We start from the raw sequence: 21,852 nt of genomic DNA on the forward strand, positions 1-21,852 counted from the left end.
GGGCCAACCACCTCCGTCAGGTGAGGAGTTGGCCCCGGCGCGACAGCAGGAAGCGTTTGAAGGCCGCGACCGGCGGGGTGTCCGGGTGGCCGTCGAGCCAGGCGACGCCGATCTCCCGTACCGCGCGCGGCGCCGTGACCGTCAGCTCGACCACCCCCGGGCGGGCCACGGCGGGCGGCGGGAGCAGCGCCACGCCGAGGCCCGCGGCGACCAGCCCGCGCAGGGTCTCGGCCTCCTCGCCCTCGAAGGCGACGCGCGGCCGGAACCCCGCCTCGGCGCAGAGGTCGTCGGTGATCCGGCGCAGCCCGTACCCCGGTTCGAGGGTGACGAACGTTTCGTCGGCGGCTTCGGCGAGGCGTACGCGGCGGCGCACCGCGAGCCGGTGGTCGTCGGGGACGACGAGCCGCAGCCGCTGTTCGTCGAGGCGGCGGGCGACCAGATCGGGCGCGTCCGGCACGGGTGAGGTGAGGCAGAGGTCGAGGTCGCCCGCGCGCAGCCGCTCGATCATCGCCTCGCCGTAGTTCTGGACGAGTTGGAACCGCACCCGGGGATGGTCCGCGCGGAAGGCCCTGATCAGGCCGGGGACGGTCTCGGAGCCCAGGGTGTGCAGAAAGCCGAAGGCGACCTTGCCGGACGCCGGATCCGCGTCCGCCCGTACGGACTCGGCCGCGCGCTCGACCTCGGCGAGGGCGCGTTCGACCGAGGTGAGGAAGGCGCGCCCGGCCGGGGTGAGGGAGACCGTACGGCCCTTGCGGGCGAACAGCGCGAGCCCGAGGTCCTGTTCCAGCCGGACCATCGCGCGGGAGAGCGTGGACTGCGGGACGTCCATGTCGTGGGCGGCGCGGGTCACATGCTCGTGGCGGGCGACCCCGGCGAAGTACGCGAGGCGGGGCGCGAGGATCGCGGACCAGGACGCGGGGTCGAGTCCCGCCTCGTCGTCCGGCGGCCCCTCCCCCTCCGGACCCGGGCCCGGCCTTCGGGTGTGACCCATGTCGTGTTCGTAACTGCTCCATGACATGCGCGGCCCCGACCTCTGCTTATGCACCATGGGAACGATTATCACCATTCCATGCATTGGACGCATGAACCGGCGGAGTTTACCTTCGAACACATGCCTCCAGTCAGTACCGGGGCACCCGTCACCACGGGTGCCTCCGCCGCGCCGTCCACCCAGCCCGCCGCCTCCACCTCCGTCGACCGGCGTCTCGCCCCGGGCCGCCCCGGCTACCGCCGGATGAGCCTCGCGCTCTTCGCCGCCGGGGTCGCGACCTTCGCACTGCTGTACTCCACGCAGGCGCTGCTGCCCGCCATCTCCGCCGGGTTCGGTGTGACGGCGGGTCAGGCCAGTTGGACGGTCTCGGCGGCGACCGGGGCGCTCGCCCTGTTCGTCCTGCCGCTGAGCGCGCTGTCGGAGCGGTTCGGGCGGCGGCGAATGATCACCGTCTCGCTGGTGGTCGCGGTGGCGCTCGGGCTGCTGGTGCCGTTCGCGCCGAACGTCGAGTCGCTGGTCGCGCTGCGCGCGCTCCAGGGCGCGGCGCTCGCCGGGATCCCGGCGTCGGCGATGGCGTTCCTGGCGGAGGAGGTACGGCCGAAGGCGCTGGTCACCGCGATCGGCCTGTTCGTCGCGGGCAACAGCGTCGGCGGGATGAGCGGCCGTATCGTCGCCGGCTGGATCGCCCAGCTGTGGGGCTGGCGGGCGGCGCTCGCCGCGGTCGGGCTGCTGGCCGTGGCCTGCGCGGTGGTCTTCCGGCTGCTGATACCCCGGGACCGGCACTTCACCCCGAGGTCGCTGAGCCCGCGCGCGCTGGCGAGGACGGTCGGCGGGCATCTCTCCGATCCGCTGCTGCGCAGGCTGTACGCGATCGGCGGGCTGTTCATGATGGTGTTCGGCGCGGTCTACACCGTGATCGGCTACCGGCTGGTGGCGGAGCCTTTCGACCTCCCGCAGGGCGTGATCGGTTCGATCTTCCTGGTCTATCTGGTCGGTACGGTCTCCTCGGCGGCGGCCGGACGGCTGGTCGAGCGGCTGGGCCGGCGTGGCGCGCTGTATCTGGCGGTGTCGACGACGACGGCCGGTCTGCTGCTGTCGCTGTCGGACACGCTGGCCCTGGTGCTCCTCGGGCTGGTGCTGATCACGGCGGGCTTCTTCGCCGGCCACGCGGTCGCCTCGGCCGCGGTGAGCCGTACGGCCACGTCGGGCCGCGCACAGGCCTCGGCGCTCTACCAGTCCTCGTACTACCTGGGCAGCAGCCTCGGCGGCACGCTCGGCGCGGTCGCCTTCCACGCGGGCGGCTGGAACGCGACGGTGGGGCTGGGACTGCTCGCGGTGCTCGGCGTCGTATCGGTCACGCTGTACGGGACGCACACGGCGCGGGTCGAACGGCGGCGGCTGTACCCGGCGTAACCCTGCCTTTCCTCACCTTGATCACCTAACACCCGATCAGGAAATAAAACTTCGCATCCGTGCAACTACGGACACAGCTCGGCCGTCTACCATCCCGAACGGACCACGTCATGTGCCAGGGACGGCAAACGGGGAGCGGGGAGCAGGACAGATGCGACGGATAGGACAGATAACGCGCAGAGGGGCCGTGGCGGCGGGCATCGCCGCGCTGGTGGTCCCCCTGACGGTGGCGGTGGCCGGGGCCACTCCGGCGGCGGCCGCCGCCTCGTGTACGGCGACGACGGGTCCGTACCAGAAGCAGGTGGAGAAGTTCCTCGGCCGGGCGGTGGACGGAAAGCAGTCCACCGCCGACTGCGTGGCCATCCGCTCCTTCCAGTCGACGCACGGCATCACCCCCGCCGCGGGCTACGCCGGAGCCGTCACCTGGGGCGTGATGGATCTGATGAACCAGCAGAAGGCGGCGGGCAAGACCCCCGACAAGGCCGGCAAGTGCCCGACCGACAAGGGCCGGATCGCCTGCGTCGACCTCACCCGCCAGCTGAGCTGGATCCAGGACGGCAAGAAACTGGCGTACGGACCCGTGCCCATCCGCAGCGGACGCAAGGGGTACGAGACCAGGACCGGGCTGAAGACGGTCTACTGGCGGAGCAAGGACCACGTCTCGTCGATCTACGACGTGCCGATGCCGTACAGCCAGTTCTTCGACGGCGGCCAGGCGTTCCACTCGGTCAACCTGAGCATGTGGAACCCGCCGGGCTCGCACGGCTGCGTCAACATGACCAAGGCCGACGCCTCGACGTACTGGTCGATGCTGAAGACCGGTGACGACGTGTACGTGTACGGGCGCAAGCCGGGCACCTGAGCCGTCGCCCGGGCCATCCGTCCGCGGCATCCGTCCGAGCCGGTCGCCCGAGCCGGTCGTCTGCGCCATTCCTCTGCGCCGGTCGGTTCCATCCGGAAGACTGGTCACCGACCGGATTCACGTGGGGCTACTGGGGTGACGACGCGATGAGCGATCTTGCTGCGAGAGATGAACTGGACTCCCGGCTGGAGCAGTACAGAACGGAGCTGACGGGCTACTGCTACCGGATGCTGGGCTCGCCGTTCGAGGCCGAGGACGCCGTACAGGACACGATGGTGCGCGCCTGGAAGAGCCTCGACAAGTTCGAGGGCCGCTCCTCGCTCCGGTCGTGGCTCTACCGCATCGCGACCAACGTCTGTCTGGACATGCTCAACGCGGGCAACCGCAGGGCCCGTCCGATGGACCTCTCCGGCCCGACCCCGGTCGCCCAGGCCCAGCTCAGCGCCCGCCCGGAGAACGTCTGGCTGGAGCCGGTGCCGGACGGCCGGGTGCTGCCCTCGGTCACCGACCCGGCGGAGACGGCCGTATCGCGCGAGACGATCCGACTGGCCTTCGTCGCGGCGCTCCAGCACCTCCCGCCGAAGCAGCGGGCCGTGCTGATCCTGCGCGAGGTGCTGTCCTGGAAGGCGAGCGAGGTCGCGGAGCTGCTGGACACGACGGTCGCCTCCGTCAACAGCGCGCTCCAGCGGGCCCGTACGACGATCGCGGAGTCCGAATCCGCGTCGGCGTCCTCGCCGGGCGCGGTGGCCGAGGTGCTCGACGACGAGCACAAGGAGCTGCTGGAGCGCTATGTCGCGGCCTTCGAGGGGTACGACATGAAGGCGCTGACCGCACTGCTCCACGACGACGCGAAGTTCACGATGCCGCCGTTCGACCTCTGGCTCCAGGGACACGACAACATCACCGGCTTCATGCTGGGCATCGGCGCGGGCTGCCGGGGCTCGCGCCTCATCCCGACCGTGGCCAACGGCTCGCCCGCCTTCGCGCACTACAAGCCGGCGGAGTCGGGCGAGGGTTACACGCCGTGGGCGCTCCAGGTCATCGAGATCGAGAAGGGGGAGATCGTCGCGATGAACTTCTTCCTGGACACGCCGAGGTGGTTCCCCCTGTTCGACCTGCCGCTGGCACCGGAGTTCCAGGACGTGTTGCGAAAGTAGCGCCGTCCGCCCGTAGGACGGGCCCGGCGGCGTCCGGTCCGTGCGATCGCAAGGCGGTGGGGCCTCCCCCGGACAGAGTCCGGGGGAGGTGGCTGGAGGGGTGCGTGCCAGGCGCCGCCGGGCTGGGGGCACTCCCGGACCCACTTGCCTATCGGCCTGCTGCCGGACCGGCAGGGCCGAGGGTCGGCCGGGCCCTGAAGACGGACCTTCCTCGACGCCCTGCGCGCGCGGGCCGTCGAGGCCGTCCATCTATCTGTGCATGCCGGTCGCCGACACCCGGGCCAGGGCCTTCTACGACCGGCTCGGCTTCCACGGGATACCGGTGCCCGCCCCTGGCCCCGTCGCCCGCCTGGGGCGTACGACCGCCCGCCGATCCCCGTACGCCCCGGGGCACCGGCCCTTCGTCGTCAGCAGCCGATGCGGGTGGCGGAGAGCGCCAGGTCGTCCAGGTCCGCGTTGAAGACGGCGGGCGTCGGATTGTCCTGGAATACCTGCCAGCCGAAACTCACCGTGTTGAATTCGGGGAAGACGAAATCGACGTCGGCGCCACCGTGGTTGCGGGTGTCGACCGTGAGGTCCGGCTTTTCCTCGCCGTCGATCCACACGGTGATGCGATTGTCCGAGGCGTCCATCTGCCATTCCAGACACTGCCAGGCGGCGTCGGTCGCGGGCGCCGATTCCTTGAACTCCGTCCAGTCCCCGGTCGGGCCGAGGTCCGAGCCCACACCGTAGAAGTTGGCGTTCTTCTCCCCGAAGAACTGCCCGCCCAGCGGCCGGATGAGCCCGTCACCCTTCCCCTGCGCCTCAACCATGATCCAGTGGGCGAAGTCCGGTGCCGTGGGGAACGTCTCGACGCGCATCCGGATCCGCCCGAAGAAGCTGTTCGCGGGCGGCTCAAGGCCGTTCACCTTGATGAACGCCTTGCCGTTGCCATCGGTACGCACCCGGACGAAGCGGCCGTCGGCACTCTCGTCCGCGCCGGGCTCCGTCACGGTGAGCGAACCGGCGCGGAGGTCGGTCTCCCACGCGGAGCTCTGCGCCGGGCCCGCCGCGAGGGATTCGAAGTCCTCGCAGAAGAGCAATTCCGAATTGGCGCCACATGTCCCCGCAGACGGCGAAGGCGTTCCCGCCGACGCGGAATAGACGGTGACGGCACCGGCGGTGATTCCCAGCAGTGCGGCGAGCATGGTCAGCCGTCCACGAACAGACTTCTTCTTGTGCATGAGAGGAAGTTAGCAAGGCCGTAGCGAACGCAACCAGAGGCAAACATCCCGGATCACCGAGCCAACTGGGCTCATACGGAGGAGAGTTCGCCCTTATTTGCGCTCAATAACCCGAGCCGTCCCGCCCGTCCGGCCACGGATCCACCCCGCCCCCGCTCGGACCGATCAGACCGCCGAGCCCCACCAGGTCCAGCAACGGCCCCAACTCCCTTGGCACGCCACGCAGATGGAGGTGGCGGCCGTGTCTTCGGGCGGCGAGATGGAGACGGGCGAGCAGGTCGACAGCCGGAAGACCGGGCCGGACCAGGCCGCCGACATCACAGATCACCTTCCCGGGCCCGGCGGGGACGGTCGTCGTCAGTCGCGTACTCAGGTCTTCGTACAGCCCGGGAACGTCGGCCGGGGTGAGCTGTCCGGCGACGACGAGCACGATCGGTTCTGTGGCATCCACACGGGGAAGACCGGTCGACGCCCCGGAACTCATCGCGGCGATCGGGATACGGCCCGTACGGCGTGGCGGCGGCCCGTGCCGCCGGGATGCGCGCGTTCGGCCACGCGGGCGGGCTGAGGGCGGCGCACCGGCCGGCCGGGCCGGGGACCGTGGTCTCCGAGGACATGCGGGAGCTGCCGGGGCTGCCGTCGGGCCGGTCGACGGGCCGGCGCCCCGGCTCCGCGGTCGGTCGACGGGGAAGTCGCCTGTGCCGATCACCAGGTCGAAGGGGTCGGCAGGGTGGGTTTGCCTCCGTACTCGACCGCCTGGAGCATGCGGTACGTGCCACCTTCGGGCTCGCCATGGAGCGTTACGAATCCCCCGCCCGACATCCAGGGATCGAGCAGCAGAGAGAGCGGAATACCCGCCTGGCATAACCGTGCACTTTGGCGATGCGGTCATTGTGGGCGTTGCTCCGTGAGGTGATCTCGACAACGAGCTTCGCCCGGCCCGTGGGAACAGCTCACCGGGGGCGGGCCTGTCCTGCTCCGCCACCACCATCAGGTCCGGGATGTACAGCCCCCTGCGACTTGGTACAACCGCGTCCTGCGTCTGGAAGACATGCCCCTCCTCCGAGATCACAGCGAGCAGGCGGCGATGGACGAGAGAAGCGGTGAGTGGTGGTCCCAGGACGGCGACGGTGACACGGTGATGATCCCCTCGATGATCTCCACCTTGCAGCCCTCGGGTGCGTCCTTCTCCTTCCGGAGACGGACGAGGTCGCCCCAGCCCTGCTCGGGCCCGTGGTCGACAGTGAGTGCGCTCATGGCGGTCTCCATCTCTGTCCGTCACCGATCCCAGCATGCCGAACGGGATCGGCGGACGTCCGCCGATCCCGTTCACCCGAAAGGGGTTTGCGCAGGTCAGGCGATACGTTCCCGCACCACCGGGACCGTGCGGTACGGCGTGCCGGGGGCGTCGATGTCGTAGGTGCCCGTCAGCGCCTCGGTCGCGTACGCGAACTTCTCCGGGGTGTCCGTGTGCAGGGTCAGCAGGGGCTGGCCCGCGGTGACCGTGTCGCCGGGCTTGGCGTGGATCTCCACGCCGGCGCCCGCCTGGACCGGGTCCTCCTTGCGGGCGCGGCCCGCGCCGAGGCGCCAGGCGGCGACGCCGACGCCGTACGCGTCGAGGCGGGTCAGGACGCCGGAGGACGGGGCGGTGATCACCTGACGCTCGCGGGCGACCGGGAGCGTGGCGTCCGGGTCGCCGCCCTGCGCGGCGATCATGCGGCGCCAGACGTCCATGGCGGAGCCGTCCGCGAGGGCCTTCGCCGGGTCGGCGTCGGGCAGGCCCGCCGCGTCGAGCATCTCGCGGGCGAGGGCGAGGGTCAGCTCGACGACGTCCGCCGGGCCGCCGCCCGCGAGGACCTCGACCGACTCACGGACTTCGAGGGCGTTGCCCGCGGTGAGGCCGAGGGGGGTGGACATGTCGGTGAGCAGGGCGACCGTGCGGACACCGTGGTCGGTGCCGAGGCCGACCATGGTGGAGGCCAGCTCGCGGGCGTCCTCGATGGTCTTCATGAACGCGCCGGTGCCGACCTTGACGTCCAGGACCAGCGAACCGGTCCCCTCGGCGATCTTCTTGGACATGATCGAGGAGGCGATCAGCGGGATCGCCTCGACGGTGCCGGTGACATCGCGGAGCGCGTACAGCTTCTTGTCGGCGGGGGCCAGTCCGTCGCCCGCCGCGCAGATGACCGCGCCGGTGGTCTCCAGGACGTGCAGCATCTCCTCGTTGGAGAGCAGCGCCCGCCAGCCGGGGATGGACTCCAGCTTGTCGAGCGTGCCGCCGGTGTGGCCGAGTCCCCGGCCGCTGAGCTGCGGTACGGCGGCGCCGCACGCGGCGACCAGCGGGGCCAACGGCAGGGTGATCTTGTCTCCGACGCCGCCGGTGGAGTGCTTGTCGGCCGTGGGGCGGGACAGCGCGGAGAAGTCCATGCGCTCGCCGGAGGCGATCATGGCGGCGGTCCAGCGGGCGATCTCCGTACGGTTCATGCCGTTGAGCAGGATCGCCATCGCGAGCGCCGACATCTGCTCGTCGGCGACCTCGCCGCGCGTGTAGGCGTCGATCACCCAGTCGATCTGCTCCGGGCTCAGCTCGCCCCGGTCGCGCTTGGTGCGGATGACTGAGATGACGTCCATGGTGGTCCTTAGTGAGTGTGAGATAAGGCGGTCCCGGGGGAGCCGGATCACGGCTCTCCCCGGGACCGGGTTCAGCGGAGGTGCCCCGGCCCGAAGGCCTGCGGGAGCATCTCGTCGAGTGTGCGCAGCCCGTCCGGGGTCTCCAGGACGAGTTCGGGCCCGCCGAACTCGTACAGCAGCTGACGGCAGCGGCCGCACGGCACGAGCACCTCACCCGTGCCGTCGACGCAGGTGAAGTGGGTGAGCCGGCCGCCGCCGCCCAGCTGGAGGGCGGAGATCATGCCGCACTCGGCGCACAGGCCGAGGCCGTACGAGGCGTTCTCGACGTTGCAGCCGGTGACGGTACGGCCGTCGTCGACCAGGGCCGCGACACCGACCGGGTACTTCGAGTACGGCGCGTACGCGCGGGACATGGCGTCCCGGGCGGCGGCCCGCAGGCCGTCCCAGTCGACGGGGTGCTCGGCTGCCGCGGTCATTTGCCCTGGCCCCTTCGGTACTGGAGTCCGACCGACTTCGGCATGCGCAGGCGTTGCGCGGAGAGCGCGAGGACCAGCAGCGTGGTGACGTAGGGCGCCGCGTCCACGAACTGGCTGGGGACCTGGTCGGTCAGTCCGTACCAGACGAAGAGCAGCGCGGCGACGGCCGCCGAGATCGCGGCGGGGACGTACCTCTTCTTGTAGAGCTGCCAGGCCACGACCAGGACCAGCAGGATCGCCAGGAGCAGCAGCATCGCGTGGACGTTCTCGCCGCCGCCGCGCAGCTTGAGGCTGTCGGTGAAGCCGAAGAGTCCGGCGCCCAGGGCCATGCCGCCGGGCATCCAGTTGCCGAAGATCATCGCGGCGAGGCCGATGTAGCCGCGGCCGCCGGTCTGGCCCTCCTGGTAGATCCCGGTGGAGACGATCGCGAGGAAGGCACCGGCGAGTCCGGCGAGTCCGCCGGAGATCACGACGGCGATGTACTTGTACTTGTAGACGTTGACGCCGAGGGATTCGGCGGCGACCGGGTTCTCGCCGCAGGAGCGCAGCCGCAGGCCGAAGGCGGTGCGCCAGAGGATCCACCAGGTGGCGGGGATCAGCAGCAGGGCCACGACGGTGAGCAGCGACAGATCGGTGACCAGACCGCCGATGATGCCCGCGATGTCGGAGATCAGGAACCAGTGTTTCCCCTGGAGGTCCTGCATCCAGTCGGAGAGTCCCGGGATGGTGATCTCGGGGATGGAGCCGATGCGCGGGGACTGCTTGGAGGAGCCTCCCTCGACGCCGTCGAAGGCGAAGTTGGAGAGGTAGCGGGTGGCTCCGACGGCGAGGATGTTGATGGCCACACCGGAGACGATGTGGTCCACGCCGAAGGTGACGGTGATGACGGCATGCAGCAGTCCGCCGAGGCAGCCGCCCAGGATGCCGACGAGGACGCCGGCCCAGGGGCCCCACTGGAAGCCGGCCCAGGCGCCGAACCAGGTGCCGAGGATCATCATGCCTTCGAGGCCGATGTTGACGACGCCCGCGCGCTCGGCCCACAGGCCGCCGAGTCCGGCGAGGCCGATCGGGATGGCGAGTTCGAGGGCTCCGGCGACCTGGCCGACGGAGGTGATGTCTTCGGCGCCGCTGATCAGCCGTACGAGCGAGACGAGGGCGAGCGCCCCCGCGACGATCAGCAGGATGACGGGCAGCGAGAGCGCCTTGCGGCCGCCGCCCTTCTTGGGCGCGGCGCTCGTGGCAGAGACGGTGCTCGTGTTCGTACTCGTACTCACAGCGCGGACCCCTCCTTCTCGGTCTTGTCGGACGGGTCGGGGTGGGCCTCGGTGCTGAGGGCGCCTCCGGCGGCGAGCTCCTCGCCGACCTTCTGCTGCTGGCGGCGGATTCCGTACCGGCGGACCAGTTCGTAGCTGACCACGACGGAGATCACGATCAGGCCCTGCATGATCGTGGAGATCTCCTTCTCGTACCCGAACTGGTCGAGGGAGGAGGAGGACTTCTCGATGAAGGCGATCAGCAGCGCGCTGAACAGCATGCCCAGCGGGTTGTTGCGGCCGAGCAGGGCGATGGTGATGCCGATGAAGCCGATTCCGGCCGGGAAGTCCAGGCTGTACGTGTGGGAGTCGCCCAGCAGCGTCGGCATGCCGACCAGACCGGCGATCGCGCCGGAGAGCAGCATGGCGGTCAGGGTCATCTTCTTGGCGTCGACGCCGGACGCCTGGGCGGCGCTCTCACTGGCGCCGGTGGCCCGCAGGTCGAAGCCGAAGCGGGTACGGCCGAGGATGAACCAGTACGCGATGCCGCAGGCGGCGGCGACGAAGGTGAAGCCGTAGATCTCGCCGGCCTCGGCGCCCAGGGAGAGTCCGGGGAACCAGCCGGACTCCGGGATGTCCCCGGTGGTCAGGTTGTTGGATCCGGCGGGCTGGACGCCGAAGTTCTTGGCCTGGATCAGCCAGGCGATGACGCTGGTGGCGATGGCGTTGAGCATGATCGTGGCGACGACCTCGCTCACTCCGCGGGTCGTCTTGAGGATGCCCGCGATCCCCGCCCAGAAGGCGCCGACCAGCATCGCGACGATCACGATCAGCGCGATCTGGAGCGGTCCCGGCAGATCGACGTTGGCGCCGACGACGGCGGCCATCATCGCGGCGAACCGGTACTGGCCGTCGACCCCGATGTTGAAGAGGTTCATCCGGAAGCCGACGGCGACCGCGAGGGCGGCCAGGTAGTACGTACCGGCCTGGTTGATGATCAGCACCTGGATGTCGACGTACTGCGCGGAGTCGAACATCAGCTGGTAGAGCCGGAACGGATCCCGGTCCGAGGCCAGCAGCACCACGGTGGTCAGGGCCAGGGCGACGACCAGCGCGAGCGCCGGGCCCGCGAAGCCCAGGATCAGCCGGTCCTTGTCGATTTTCTTCATCGGGCGTCGTCCTCCGGGGATGCCTCGGCGGGCTCGGCGGACTCGGCGGAGCCGTCCGCCTCCGTCGCCTCAAGGTGACCGGTGGCGGCGCCGGTCATGGCCGAGCCCAGTTCCTCCGGGGTGATGGTGGCGGGGTCCGCGTCGGCGACGAGCCGGCCGCGGTACATGACCCGCAGGGTGTCGGAGAGCCCGATCAGCTCGTCCAGGTCGGCGGAGACCAGCAGGACGGCGAGTCCCTCCCGGCGGGCCTCGCGGATCTGGTCCCAGATCTGGGCCTGCGCGCCGACGTCCACGCCACGGGTGGGGTGGGCGGCGATCAGCAGCTTGGGGTGGTGGCTCATCTCGCGGCCGACGATCAGCTTCTGCTGGTTGCCACCGGACAGGGAGGCCGCGGTGACCTCGATCCCGGGGGTGCGGACGTCGTACTCGCGCACGATCCGTACGGTGTCGGTGCGCGCGGCCTGGAGGTCGAGCAGGCCACGGCGGCTGTTGGGCCGCTCGGTGACATGGCCGAGGATGCGGTTCTCCCAGAGGGGCGCCTCCAGCAGCAGGCCGTGGCGGTGGCGGTCCTCGGGAATGTAGCCGACGCCGGCCTCGCGCCGCTTGCGGGTGGGCGCGTGGGAGATGTCCGTACCGTCGAGGGTGATCGTGCCGCCGTCCGGGTCGCGCATCCCCATCAGCGCCTCGATCAGCTCGGTCTGGCCGTTGCCCTCGACGCCCGCGATACCGAGGACCTCGCCCCGGTGGATGGTGAAGCCGATGGAGTCGAGCACCTCGCGTACGACGCCGTCCGGGTCGACGGCGGTGAGCCGCAGCCCGTCCACGGTGAGCGTGGGCGTGTCGGTGACCGTCGAGTCGCGGGTCTCGGGCGAGGGCAGCTCGCTGCCGACCATCAGCTCGGCGAGCTGCTTGGTGGTGGTGTTCGCCGGGTCGGCGGTGCCCACGGTCGTCCCCCGGCGGATGACGGTGATGTCATCGGCGACGGAGAGGATCTCGCCCAGTTTGTGGGAGATGAAGATGACCGTGAGGCCCTCGGCCTTCAGCTCGCGCAGGTTGTCGAAGAGCGCTTCGACCTCCTGCGGTACGAGTACGGCGGTGGGCTCGTCCAGGATCAGGATCCGGGCGCCCCGGTAGAGGACCTTGAGGATCTCGACGCGCTGGCGGTCGGCGACCCCGAGGTCCTCGACGAGCGCGTCGGGGCGGACGCCGAGACCGTACGCGTCGGAGATCTCCTTGATCTTCTTACGGGCCTTGGCGCCGATGCCGTACAGCTTCTCGCCGCCGAGGACGACGTTCTCCAGGACGGTGAAGTTGTCGGCGAGCATGAAGTGCTGGTGCACCATGCCGATACCGCGCGCGATGGCGTCGGCCGGGGTGGCGAAGGCGGCTTCCGTGCCGTCGATGGTGATGGTGCCCTCGTCCGGCTTCTGCATGCCGTACAGGATCTTCATCAGGGTCGACTTGCCGGCACCGTTCTCACCGACGAGGGCGTGGACGGTGCCCTTGCGGATGGTGATGTCGATGTCGTGGTTGGCGACGACACCGGGGAACCGCTTGGTGATACCGCGCAGCTCTACCGCGGGGTGACCGCCGGCTGCGGGCGGACTGCTGGACGCGTTGATGACGCACTCTCCTTGGGGCAAAAGGAGCGGAGACGGAGACAGGAGGAAGGAGGGAGAGCACGTCGATCTGTCGTCACGGTATGTCGGACGTCACGGGATGTCGGCAGTCGCCGGACGGGCTCGATGCCCGTCCGGCGACTGGGGACAGCTGAAGGATCCGGCGCGCAGCCCGTCCGTTACGGCGCGGTCTTGACGGTGATCTTGCCGTCGATGATTTCCTTCTTCGCCTTGTCCACCGCGGCGATGACATCGGTCATCTTGGTGTAGGCCGGGTTGGAGGCGGCCAGGCCGACGCCGTTCTTGTCGAGGCCGTAGCGGATCTCACCGGTCTCGGGCTTGCCGTCCTTGACCGACTTGATCAGGTCGTAGACCGCGTCCGAGACGTCCTTGGTGACCGAGGTGAGGATCGAGTCCTTGTACTGGGCCAGAGCCTTCTGGTTGTACTGGTCGGAGTCGACGCCGATGGCCCACTTGCCGGCCTTCGAGGTGGCCTCGATCGCACCGGAACCAGCCAGACCGGCGGCGGCGTAGACGACGTCGGCCTTCTTGTCGAGCTGACCCTGAGCGGCGGCCTTGCCCAGGTCGGGCTTGGCGAAACCGCTGTAGTCCGGCGGCTGGGTCAGGTACTGGGAGAGAACCTTGACCTTGGAGTCGGTGTCCTTGACTCCCTGCTCGAAGCCGGCCTGGAACTTCTGGATCAGCGGGTTCTCGACACCGCCGATGAAGCCGACCGTCTTGGTCTTCGAGACCTTGGCGGCGACGACGCCCGCGAGGTAGGAGCCCTGCTCCTCGTTGAAGACCATGTTGGCGATGTTCTTGCCCGTCACCGAGGCGTCGTCGATGATCCCGAAGGTCGTCTTCGGGAACTTCGGGGCGACCTTCTTGATGGCGGGCGCGTAGGCGAAGCCGACCCCGATGACCGGGTTGCTGCCGCTGCGCGCCAGCTCCGTGAGGCGCTGCACCTTGTCGGCGTCGGACTCGCCGTCGGAGGGCTCCGACTCCAGGCCCTTGACCTTGAAGTCCTTCTCGGCCTTCGCCAGACCGGCGTAGGCGGCGTCGTTGAACGACTGGTCGCCCCGGCCGCCGATGTCGTACGCGATGGCGGCGGAGGCTTCCGCGGAGTCGGGGGTACCGCTGCTCGACGACGAGGTCTTGCCACACGCGGTGGCGGTCAACCCGAGCGCCGCCGAAGCGATACCCACGGTGACGATCCTGGTGATCCGGCGCAAGAGGGGCTCCTTCAACCTGACCGAAGCGCCTCTTCCGGCGCTGGTTTCGCGGCGATCGTAACGCGCGTAGATGTCAGGTAAGGACCTGTACGGCGGCCGTTATCGTATCGTCGCGCACAGGAGGTGTCATCGCCGGTTACAGTCGGTTGCCGTCGATCAACGCCGCGGCGGTGAAAAGCTCCACGCCGACCTCGATCGCGTGCTCGTCGACATCGAAATCACCACGGTGCAGGTCGTACCGCGCCTGGCTGTCGGGCGTCCGTACGCCCAGCCGCGCCATGGCCCCCGGCACATGCTCCAGATACCAGGAGAAGTCCTCGCCGCCGAGGCTCTGCTCGGTGTCCTCGACCGCGTACGAACCGCGCCGGGCGGTCTGGGCGGCGCGCAGCAGCTCGGTGACGGCCGGGTCGTTGACGACCGGCGGGACACCGCGTACGTACTCGATCTGCGACTTCGCCTGGTAGAGCGTGGCGATCTCGTCGATCGCCGCGTGGACCAGGTCGGGCGCGTCGCGCCAGGCCGGCAGGTCCAGGCAGCGGACCGTGCCGGCCAGCTCCGCCCGCATCGGGATGACGTTGCAGATGTGGCCCGCCTCGATACGGCCCCAGGTGACCGCGAGACCGGACCGGGCGTCGACCCGGCGCGACAGCAGCGCGGGGACCTCGGTGGCGATCTTCGCGACGGCGGTGACCAGGTCGGTGGTCAGATGCGGGCGGGCGGTGTGGCCGCCGGGCCCGTCCAGGGTGATTTCGAGCCGGTCGCAGGCGGAGGTGATGGGGCCGGGCCGCAGCCCGATCAGACCGGCGTCGACGCGGGGGTCGCAGTGCACCGCGATGATGGAGCCGACCCCCTCCAGCACCCCGGACTCGATGGCGTCCGCCGCGCCGCCGGGCAGCACTTCCTCGGCGGGCTGGAAGATCAGCCGTACGGCGTTGGGCAGCAGCCCCTGCCGCTCCAGCTCCGCGAGGACCAGTCCGGCGCCGAGCACGGCCGCCGTGTGGACATCATGGCCGCAGGCGTGCGCGCGGTCGGGGACGGTGGAGCGGTACGGCACGGACTTGGTGTCCGGAATGGGCAGCGCGTCGATGTCCGCGCGCAGCGCCAGCATGGGCCTCGACGCGTCCGGCGTACCGATGTCGCACACGAGCCCCGTGCCACCGCTCAGCACCCGCGGCTCCAGCCCCGCCGCCGTCAGCCGCGCCTTGAGCGCGGCGGTGGCCCGGAACTCCTGGTTGCCCAGCTCGGGGTGCATGTGCATGTCGCGACGGAAGGCGATCAGTTCGTCACGCAGAGCGGCGGGAAGAGCGCCGGGCAGAACGGGCAGCAGCTCCTCGGCGCCCTCAAGGGTGGCCACGTCCTCGGCTGGAACAGCTTCGCCGAGCAGGGCTTCGCCGGGCACATCGGTCTGGGACTCGCGGGACATCAACTGGCTCACCTAGTGAAGGGTAGGCCCCTTCACTGGTCAACCACTCATGGATCAACAAAATTTCAGCCACACAGGGGAAGAAATTTTGCGTTGACATGCATGGCGCAGCCGCCTGGCGGGTACAACTGCACCTTTTCGCGCCCCGCGCCCCGGAGGCCGTCCGGCCGGGTGCTCGCCCGGCGCGAGGGGCTTCGAGGGCCGGTGGCGACGCGTCCGCGTCGGCCACCCTCCAGGTGTGGCGCGAAATCAGCGCGTCGAGCCGTGAGCCGTGCGCGGCGAGCCGTGGACCGGACGGGTGCGGGCGAGGGCCGCGTCAACGCCGGCGGCCGCGTCGGCGACAGGGGTGGCCGCGCCCCTCCGCTTCCACCCGACTCCGCTCCGTATCCGGGGGCCGCCGGTGGGGGCGGAGGGAAGGCAGCCGTGCGGGCGACCGGCCGGGTCCTGCCCGCCGATGTCTCCCTCGCGGCCCTCTTCTCCGGAGTGGACCGGTCCGTGCTCACCCGGCGCGGCGCCGTCCGGGCGGGCTTTTCGAGGATCTTCAACTTCTGGGCCGAGTCCCAGTCCTGAGCGGCTGCCGAGCCCGAGCGACTACCAAGTGAGTGTGTATGCCTTCGTTCGACATATCCCGATCCCGCTTCCGGCTGGCCGACGCGCATATGGTCGTGCTCTCCGAGCTGGCGGCAGGGGACGAGGTGCCCGACGAGTTCGCGGCGGCCCGGAAGGAACTGCTGGAGTGCGGGCTGATCGACGAGGACGGGAAGCTGTCCGCGGCGCTGCTGCCGCTGATGAAGACGACGCTCGCCCCGGGAGTGGTCATCTCGCTGGAGGCCGCCGGCCGACAGGGCAAGCTGCACCACGGCATGCTCATCGGCGAGGAACACGCCGTCGCGCACGAGACGTGGCCGGGCGGGACCGAGGCCGAGTACTCCTGCGTCGAGCCGAAGACGCTGGTCTGGAAGCTCGCCGAGATGGTGAACCTCCGGCAGTCCCCGGCCGGCCGGAACACGGCGCTCTCCGTCGTCGAGACGACCATCGGCACCGTCGAGGCGGGCCTCGCGGTCCTGGAGGGCGAGCGGCTCGTACGGTCCGCCGACGACGAGCGCGAGATGATCGGTCGGGCTCTCGCCACGGGCGGCGGCCTCGGCGGGCCGGAGCTGACGCTCGTCACCGACCTGATCTCGGAGCTCCGGTCGAGCTGGCGCCTGACCTCCGCCTGGCGGACCCACCACGAGGGCCAAGGCGGTACGGAGACGCGCGGCTTCGCCGTCTGGGACTGCGGCCCCCTCGGCTACTGGCTGCGGGAGTCGCCCGCCGAACCCGTGCCCGCCGAACGGATCACCCTGACGAGCGCCTTCAGGCTCGTCCGCGTGGACGCCAGGACGATCTGGACGCGGATCACCGACCTCCTGCCCGACCAGGGGGAGCTGCGGTACGCGGCGGCGGCACGCCGGCCGGGCCGGGGCTGACTTCGCCCCCGGACGGCGAGGGCCCGCCACCCGGAAAGGCCGGAAAGGTGGCGGGCCCTTACCGCTGGCCGGCCCCTTACCGCTGGCCCCTACCGCGGGCCGGGGCCGTTTCAGGCCGGGGACGGCAGGCGGGGGAGGCGGTGGATGTCGCGGGCTGTGCCGGTGACCGCGGCGAGGAAGCCCTGGGCTCGGGGGGAGGCCGTGGAGCGGAGCCATTCGGGGGCGATGTCGCAGACCGCGACGCGCACTCCCGTACCCGCGAGGGCCAGGGGCAGGGTGTGGACCACGGTGGAGGGAAAGCTCAGGACCGTGCGGCCGATCGGGCCGCGGCGGGCGATGAGTTCCAGGGGCAGGTCGGGGCGGACGATCTCCAGGCCGGTGGCCGCGTGGAGGTGGTGGAGCTTGTCGACGTTCTCCCGGCGGTGCGCGAAGTAGCGGGTGGCGCCGTGGACGCGGGCCAGCGAGATGACCGCCGCGGTGTACTGCTCCGCGTCGACCACGCCCGTCTCGACCAGCGAGGTCCCCACCATGTCCGCGCCCGAGGTGATCCGGGGCGGCCCGAAGGTCGCCCGGGTCCACTCGAAGCGGTTGGCGGTGACGGTGACGCCGTCCGGCACCTCCTCCACCGGCATCGAGGTGAACACCTCGACGCTGCGGGCGGCGGACGGGGTGAGCCGCCGCCGCGCGACCGCCGTGACGGGCGCGAGGACCAGCTCCCGCGCCGAGCGGCTGCCGCGCCGGTGCCAGCGCACCAGCCGCTCGCCCCGGACGAGCTGGCCGACGAACTCGATCGTCGCCGTGCCGTCGTCCACGACGGTCAGCTCCTTGCCGCCGACCAGGGTCAGCAGCAGCTGTACGTACCGGGAGAACGGATCGCCGATCACGATCCGGTCCGCCGCCCGCAGCAGCGGTGCCAGCTCCCGTACCGTCTTCAGGGGCGCGCCCGCGCCGCCGCGCGCCTCCTGCCAGCGCACGGTGAAGCCCTCGTCGCGGGCCAGTTCGGCCATCCGGCGGAGCTGGCCGCGTGACATGGGGTCGGTGGGCGAGAGCACGACCACGGTCATCCCGTTGCCGGTCGCGCTCGTGTTCGCCCACTCCAGTACGTTGAGCAGCTGGACCGGGCTCTCCACGAAGGCGATGGCACGCGCGGCGGCCGCGGCGATCTCACGGGTGATTTCACGCGGGTACGGGGAGCCCCCGCCGGCACCGGTCATGACGTCAGACCGCCACCGGCTCGGCGGGCGCGGTGATCTCGGCGAACTCCGCGGAGGCGGACTCCGCGACGACGCCCGCGACCCGGCGGAGCTTCTTCATCGGGCCCAGCTCGGACGCGTACACCTTCTTGACACCGTCACCGAGCGACGCCTCGATGGTGCGGATGTCGCGGACCAGTCGCGTGAGGCCGCCCGGCTCGACGGAGGCGGCCTGGTCGGAGCCCCACATGGCGCGGTCGAGGGTGATGTGGCGCTCGACGAACGCGGCGCCGAGGGCGACGGCGGCCAGCGTGGTCTGGAGGCCGGTCTCGTGTCCGCTGTAACCGATCGGGACGTTCGGGTACTCGGCCTGGAGCGTGTTGATCACGCGCAGGTTCAGCTCGTCGGCCTTGGCCGGGTACGTCGAAGTGGCGTGGCAGAGAAGGATGTTGTCGCTGCCGAGGACCTCGACGGCGTGCCGGATCTGCTTCGGCGTCGACATGCCGGTGGAGAGGATGACCGTACGGCCGGTGGCGCGCAGCGCGCGCAGCAGCTCGTCGTCGGTGAGGGAGGCGGAGGCCACCTTGTGGGCCGGTACGTCGAACTTCTCCAGGAAGGCGACGGCCTCGGTGTCCCACGGGGAGGCGAACCAGTCGATGCCCCGCTTGCGGCAGTGCTCGTCGATGGAGCGGTACTCGTCCTCGCCGAACTCGACACGGTGGCGGTAGTCGATGTACGTCATCCGCCCCCAGGGCGTGTCGCGCTCGATGTCCCACTGGTCGCGCGGGGTGCAGATCTCCGGGGTGCGCTTCTGGAACTTGACGGCGTCGCAGCCCGCGTCGGCGGCGGCGTCGATCAGGGCGAGGGCGTTGTCCAGGTCGCCGTTGTGGTTGATCCCGATCTCACCCGTGACATAGACAGGACGGCCGGGGCCCGCGGTCCGCGTACCGAGTGTGCGCAGACGGGAGGTGGCGTTGGTGCTCATGTGGGTCGTTCCTTAGCTGTTGGAGGTGGACCGGGTGAGGGAAGCGGGGGAAGGGTCGAGGCGCGGGCCGAGCAGCCAGCCGGCGATCTCGCGGATCGCGCCCTGGCCACCGGGTGTCGTGGTGACGGCGCGGGCGGCTGCCCGTACGGAGTCGTGGGCGTCGGCGACGGCCACCGGCCAGCCGGCGAGCGCGAAGCAGGGCAGGTCGTTGACGTCGTTGCCGGCGTAGAGGACCCGGTCGGGCGCGATGCCGTGCTCGTCGCACCACTGCTTGAGCGCGAGATCCTTGCGGTCGATGCCGTGGAGCACCGGCACCTGGAGCTTGCGGGCGCGGGCGGCGACCACCGGGTTCTGCTCGGTGGAGAGGATCAGCAGCCTGAGTCCGGCCCTGCGCAGCGCGGCGATGCCGAGCCCGTCGCCCCGGTGGACAGCGACGGTCTCGCGGCCGTCGGTGTCGATCAGGACCTTGTCGTCGGTCTGGGTGCCGTCGAAGTCCAGGACGACGGCGTCGATGTCGTCGCGGCCCGGCAGGACCGGCGGGTCGATCAGCGGCGCCAGCGCGCGGGCGCGGGCCAGGTCGTGCGGGTCGTCGATCTCCAGGACGCGGGCGGGGTCGGTCCGTACGAGCGCGGTGCGGCCGAAGAAGCGGTGCCCTGCGGTGCGGAACCCCTCGGCGCGCATCGCGTAGGCGGCGCCGGTCTCCAGGTACTCCTGTTCGCGGTCCTGGCGGCGCGGGCGGTTGGCCTTGTCGTGGTTGACGCCCGTACCACCGCCCTCATGGGTCTCGCGCCAGAGGAAGCCGTGGGTGGGCGCGACGGTCAGCGCGGTGTCGGCGCCGCCCTCGGTGACGGCGCCGACGACCGCGTCGAGGTCCTCGGCCGTGAGGAACGGGCTGGTGCACTGCACCAGCAGGGCGACCTCCGCGACCGGGCCGCGCATCGCCTCGTACGCGTCCATGGCGTGCAGGACGGCGGACTCGCTGGTCGCGGTGTCGCCCGCGAGGGCGTCGGGGCGCAGGACCACCTCGGCGCCCGCCGCGCGGGCGGCTTCGGCGATCATCGCGTCGTCCGTGGAGACGACGACACCGGTGACCCGCCGGGCCGCCAGACAGGCGCGGACGGCGCGGACGACCAGCGGGACGCCGGCGACCCGGGCGAGGTTCTTGGCAGGGACGCCCTTGGATCCGCCGCGTGCGGGGATCACCGCGAGGACGGTCATCGATGCTCCTTGGCTGTCGTACGTGGATGCGGTCACAGCTCCCCCATCCGGCGGATGGCGGGGGCCACGCGCTGCACCCCGTGCCGGTACGCCCCGCGCGCCGCTTCCCGTACCGCCTCGCGCACCACGCGCCGCAGCGCGCCCTGCTCGTTCTCCGGGGTACGGGAGGAGGGCAGCGGGGTGCCGTCCGCCGCGAGGTGGTAGCGGGCGAGGAGCCCGGGGAGGTAGCCGGACGCGGTGGCGGCCGTGTAGTACGGCGCGATGGCGGGGAGTTCGGGCGCGCCGAGCAGCTTGGTGACGCGCGTACGGGCCGTGTCGAAGGCCGAGGGATACGAACCGTCGGCGGCCACGCCCTGCCGCTCCGCCCACGCGGCGTCGGCGTGCGGCCTGGCCCCGCCGTCCAGTTGGTCCCAGGAGGCGAGGCAGCCCGAGCCGATGAAGTGGTGGTTGCCGAGGGGTTCGCGTACCCCGAAGTCCGTGAGGATCGCGGTCGGGACGGACCGGTGCAGGGACTCCAGGGCGGCCGTGGAGGAGACGGTGACCAGCAGGTCCGTACGGTCCAGGACGTCGCCCATGTTCCCGTACACCAGCCGGAAGTTGGCGGGGAGGCCGCCGGGGATCCGCTCGGCGAGGCGCTGGTAGGGGAACTCCTCGACATGCGTGGTGTGTTCGCCCGGCTTGCTGCGCAGCTTCAGCAGTACCTCGCGGCGCGGGTGCAGCCTGGCGTGTTCGACCAGCCGGCGCAGCAGGTACGTACGGTCGGCGCGGGATGTCGGTACGGAGGGCTGGGCGGCGAAGACGAGCGTGTCGCGGCCCGGCTCCGGGGTGTAGCGCGCCCCGCCGAGGAACGGCAGCGCGGCTTCGGTGACCGCGGAGGCGTCGGCGCCCACACCTTCGTAGACGGCGCGGAACCGCTCGGCGTCGTAACGGGAGTTGGCGAGGACGACATCGGCGCCGTGGCGCAGGAGCAGTCCGTCGGAGAGCTTCTCGTAGACGACCCCGACATAGCCGGTGACGATCACGGGCCGGCGCTTCGGCCCCAGCGCGGCGATCCCGTGCAGCATGGCCTGGACGGCGCCGCCGACCAGGGCCAGGACGACGACGTCGTACCGTTCCTCGCGCAGTGTGCGCAGGAACGTGGTGCCCGTCACCTCCCGCAGCGCGTCCGCCGCCGCGCCGACCTCGGCGAGCTGCCGGGCGGTGGGGGTGGCGCGGCCGCGCAGCAGGAAGCCGCCGAGCTGGACGGGGCGGTCGGCCGGGGCGATGCGGCGCGCGGTGAGCGCGCCCCACTTCCACCGGGTGTCGGAGTCGGCGAGGACCGCGACCCGGACCGCGTGGCTGGTAGTTGAAGGCACACCAGGGACGTTAGGAAGCCATTCCGTTTGTCGGCCCAACTCGACTGCAATAAAGGGTTAACAACACGTCTACGAATGGATTCGCCCGCCGGAAACGCGGCGGAAAGAGGGCGAAAAGGGACCTGGAAGGAGACTCCGGGGGGCCTGTCGGAAAAGAGCGGAAGAATCACGGAAGGGGGTACG

20 protein-coding genes are annotated in these 21,852 nt (G+C 70.8%); 5 read left to right on the top strand and 15 right to left on the bottom strand.

Features of this window, described 5'->3' with window-relative positions:
• Nucleotides 1-16: 16 nt before the first annotated feature.
• The gene (locus tag ACIP8W_RS25405; protein WP_401958272.1) at nt 17-991 is read right to left on the bottom strand and encodes a LysR substrate-binding domain-containing protein; all 975 of its coding nucleotides are present in this window, start codon (nt 989-991) and stop codon (nt 17-19) included.
• A gap of 120 nt (nt 992-1,111) precedes the next feature.
• Here ACIP8W_RS25405 and ACIP8W_RS25410 point away from each other — a divergent pair, with 120 nt between their 5' ends.
• The 3 genes from ACIP8W_RS25410 to ACIP8W_RS25420 all read left to right on the top strand — a co-directional run bounded on the left by ACIP8W_RS25410 (nt 1,112) and on the right by ACIP8W_RS25420 (nt 4,423).
• Nucleotides 1,112-2,404 (top strand): MFS transporter, encoded by a 1,293-nt coding sequence (locus tag ACIP8W_RS25410; RefSeq protein WP_401958271.1) that lies wholly within the window; start codon nt 1,112-1,114, stop codon nt 2,402-2,404.
• 160 nt (nt 2,405-2,564) lie between these two features.
• Complete coding sequence (locus tag ACIP8W_RS25415) at nt 2,565-3,266, top strand: L,D-transpeptidase (protein WP_401958284.1); 702 nt, start codon at nt 2,565-2,567, stop codon at nt 3,264-3,266.
• Nucleotides 3,267-3,412: 146 nt separating this feature from the next.
• Nucleotides 3,413-4,423: a sigma-70 family RNA polymerase sigma factor gene (locus tag ACIP8W_RS25420; protein WP_401958269.1), complete on the top strand. Its 1,011-nt coding sequence runs from the start codon at nt 3,413-3,415 to the stop codon at nt 4,421-4,423.
• Between the two features lie 407 nt (nt 4,424-4,830).
• Here ACIP8W_RS25420 and ACIP8W_RS25425 read toward each other — a convergent pair whose 3' ends face one another.
• The 10 genes from ACIP8W_RS25425 to ACIP8W_RS25470 form a co-directional block, all read right to left on the bottom strand.
• The gene (locus tag ACIP8W_RS25425) at nt 4,831-5,646 is read right to left on the bottom strand and encodes a hypothetical protein (protein WP_401958267.1); all 816 of its coding nucleotides are present in this window, start codon (nt 5,644-5,646) and stop codon (nt 4,831-4,833) included.
• 103 nt (nt 5,647-5,749) lie between these two features.
• Nucleotides 5,750-6,097 carry an STAS domain-containing protein gene (locus ACIP8W_RS25430; RefSeq protein WP_401958264.1) on the bottom strand — a complete coding sequence of 116 codons (348 nt, stop codon included), beginning with the start codon at nt 6,095-6,097 and terminating at the stop codon, nt 5,750-5,752.
• Nucleotides 6,098-6,714: 617 nt separating this feature from the next.
• Entirely contained in the window at nt 6,715-6,903 is a 189-nt protein-coding gene (locus ACIP8W_RS25435; RefSeq protein WP_401958263.1) for a hypothetical protein, read from the bottom strand.
• Nucleotides 6,904-6,999: 96 nt separating this feature from the next.
• Nucleotides 7,000-8,277 (bottom strand): thymidine phosphorylase, encoded by a 1,278-nt coding sequence (locus tag ACIP8W_RS25440; RefSeq protein WP_402204731.1) that lies wholly within the window; start codon nt 8,275-8,277, stop codon nt 7,000-7,002.
• 71 nt (nt 8,278-8,348) lie between these two features.
• Nucleotides 8,349-8,753 carry a cytidine deaminase gene (locus tag ACIP8W_RS25445; protein ID WP_401958258.1) on the bottom strand — a complete coding sequence of 135 codons (405 nt, stop codon included), beginning with the start codon at nt 8,751-8,753 and terminating at the stop codon, nt 8,349-8,351.
• Nucleotides 8,750-10,027: an ABC transporter permease gene (locus ACIP8W_RS25450; RefSeq protein WP_401958256.1), complete on the bottom strand. Its 1,278-nt coding sequence runs from the start codon at nt 10,025-10,027 to the stop codon at nt 8,750-8,752. Before ACIP8W_RS25450 ends, ACIP8W_RS25445 begins: the two co-directional genes overlap by 4 nt.
• Nucleotides 10,024-11,175, bottom strand: a complete 1,152-nt coding sequence (locus ACIP8W_RS25455; protein WP_401958255.1) for an ABC transporter permease — start codon at nt 11,173-11,175, stop codon at nt 10,024-10,026. The genes ACIP8W_RS25450 and ACIP8W_RS25455 overlap by 4 nt, the downstream gene beginning before the upstream one ends.
• Nucleotides 11,172-12,797 (bottom strand): ABC transporter ATP-binding protein, encoded by a 1,626-nt coding sequence (locus tag ACIP8W_RS25460; RefSeq protein WP_401958282.1) that lies wholly within the window; start codon nt 12,795-12,797, stop codon nt 11,172-11,174. Before ACIP8W_RS25460 ends, ACIP8W_RS25455 begins: the two co-directional genes overlap by 4 nt.
• A gap of 176 nt (nt 12,798-12,973) precedes the next feature.
• The gene (locus ACIP8W_RS25465) at nt 12,974-14,026 is read right to left on the bottom strand and encodes a BMP family protein (protein WP_401958252.1); all 1,053 of its coding nucleotides are present in this window, start codon (nt 14,024-14,026) and stop codon (nt 12,974-12,976) included.
• Nucleotides 14,027-14,162: 136 nt separating this feature from the next.
• Nucleotides 14,163-15,449, bottom strand: coding sequence for an amidohydrolase (locus ACIP8W_RS25470; RefSeq protein WP_401958280.1), 1,287 nt, complete (start codon nt 15,447-15,449; stop codon nt 14,163-14,165).
• Between the two features lie 423 nt (nt 15,450-15,872).
• Between ACIP8W_RS25470 and ACIP8W_RS25475 the strand changes: the two genes are divergently transcribed.
• The gene (locus ACIP8W_RS25475) at nt 15,873-16,019 is read left to right on the top strand and encodes a hypothetical protein (protein WP_401958250.1); all 147 of its coding nucleotides are present in this window, start codon (nt 15,873-15,875) and stop codon (nt 16,017-16,019) included.
• A gap of 38 nt (nt 16,020-16,057) precedes the next feature.
• Nucleotides 16,058-16,918 (top strand): histidine kinase, encoded by an 861-nt coding sequence (locus ACIP8W_RS25480; protein WP_402204734.1) that lies wholly within the window; start codon nt 16,058-16,060, stop codon nt 16,916-16,918.
• 110 nt (nt 16,919-17,028) lie between these two features.
• Here ACIP8W_RS25480 and ACIP8W_RS25485 read toward each other — a convergent pair whose 3' ends face one another.
• Genes ACIP8W_RS25485 through ACIP8W_RS25500 form a run of 4 tightly spaced genes read right to left on the bottom strand, consistent with a single transcriptional unit; the run spans nt 17,029 to nt 21,669 of the window.
• Nucleotides 17,029-18,132 carry a hypothetical protein gene (locus ACIP8W_RS25485; protein ID WP_401958242.1) on the bottom strand — a complete coding sequence of 368 codons (1,104 nt, stop codon included), beginning with the start codon at nt 18,130-18,132 and terminating at the stop codon, nt 17,029-17,031.
• 4 nt (nt 18,133-18,136) lie between these two features.
• On the bottom strand, nt 18,137-19,096 hold the full coding sequence (locus ACIP8W_RS25490) for an N-acetylneuraminate synthase family protein (protein ID WP_401958240.1): 960 nt from the start codon (nt 19,094-19,096) through the stop codon (nt 18,137-18,139).
• Nucleotides 19,097-19,108: 12 nt separating this feature from the next.
• On the bottom strand, nt 19,109-20,314 hold the full coding sequence (locus ACIP8W_RS25495; RefSeq protein WP_401958238.1) for a cytidylyltransferase domain-containing protein: 1,206 nt from the start codon (nt 20,312-20,314) through the stop codon (nt 19,109-19,111).
• Between the two features lie 32 nt (nt 20,315-20,346).
• Nucleotides 20,347-21,669, bottom strand: coding sequence for a DUF6716 putative glycosyltransferase (locus tag ACIP8W_RS25500; RefSeq protein ID WP_401958237.1), 1,323 nt, complete (start codon nt 21,667-21,669; stop codon nt 20,347-20,349).
• Between the last annotated feature and the right edge of the window lie 183 nt (nt 21,670-21,852).

Origin of the sequence: Streptomyces sp. NPDC088554, from assembly GCF_044752945.1 — a bacterium.
Taxonomy (GTDB): domain Bacteria; phylum Actinomycetota; class Actinomycetes; order Streptomycetales; family Streptomycetaceae; genus Streptomyces.

Bases quoted from the DNA above. Each gene is read 5' to 3' on its own strand.
- ACIP8W_RS25405 (WP_401958272.1), bottom strand. From the start codon at position 991: ATGGGTCACACCCGAAGGCCGGGCCCGGGTCCGGAGGGGGAGGGGCCG.
- ACIP8W_RS25485 (WP_401958242.1), bottom strand. From the start codon at position 18,132: ATGACCGGTGCCGGCGGGGGCTCCCCGTACCCGCGTGAAATCACCCGT.
- ACIP8W_RS25470 (WP_401958280.1), bottom strand. From the start codon at position 15,449: ATGTCCCGCGAGTCCCAGACCGATGTGCCCGGCGAAGCCCTGCTCGGC.
- ACIP8W_RS25490 (WP_401958240.1), bottom strand. From the start codon at position 19,096: ATGAGCACCAACGCCACCTCCCGTCTGCGCACACTCGGTACGCGGACC.
- ACIP8W_RS25445 (WP_401958258.1), bottom strand. From the start codon at position 8,753: ATGACCGCGGCAGCCGAGCACCCCGTCGACTGGGACGGCCTGCGGGCC.
- ACIP8W_RS25480 (WP_402204734.1), top strand. From the start codon at position 16,058: ATGCCTTCGTTCGACATATCCCGATCCCGCTTCCGGCTGGCCGACGCG.
- ACIP8W_RS25435 (WP_401958263.1), bottom strand. From the start codon at position 6,903: ATGAGCGCACTCACTGTCGACCACGGGCCCGAGCAGGGCTGGGGCGAC.
- ACIP8W_RS25420 (WP_401958269.1), top strand. From the start codon at position 3,413: ATGAGCGATCTTGCTGCGAGAGATGAACTGGACTCCCGGCTGGAGCAG.
- ACIP8W_RS25410 (WP_401958271.1), top strand. From the start codon at position 1,112: ATGCCTCCAGTCAGTACCGGGGCACCCGTCACCACGGGTGCCTCCGCC.
- ACIP8W_RS25495 (WP_401958238.1), bottom strand. From the start codon at position 20,314: ATGACCGTCCTCGCGGTGATCCCCGCACGCGGCGGATCCAAGGGCGTC.
- ACIP8W_RS25455 (WP_401958255.1), bottom strand. From the start codon at position 11,175: ATGAAGAAAATCGACAAGGACCGGCTGATCCTGGGCTTCGCGGGCCCG.
- ACIP8W_RS25425 (WP_401958267.1), bottom strand. From the start codon at position 5,646: ATGCACAAGAAGAAGTCTGTTCGTGGACGGCTGACCATGCTCGCCGCA.
- ACIP8W_RS25440 (WP_402204731.1), bottom strand. From the start codon at position 8,277: ATGGACGTCATCTCAGTCATCCGCACCAAGCGCGACCGGGGCGAGCTG.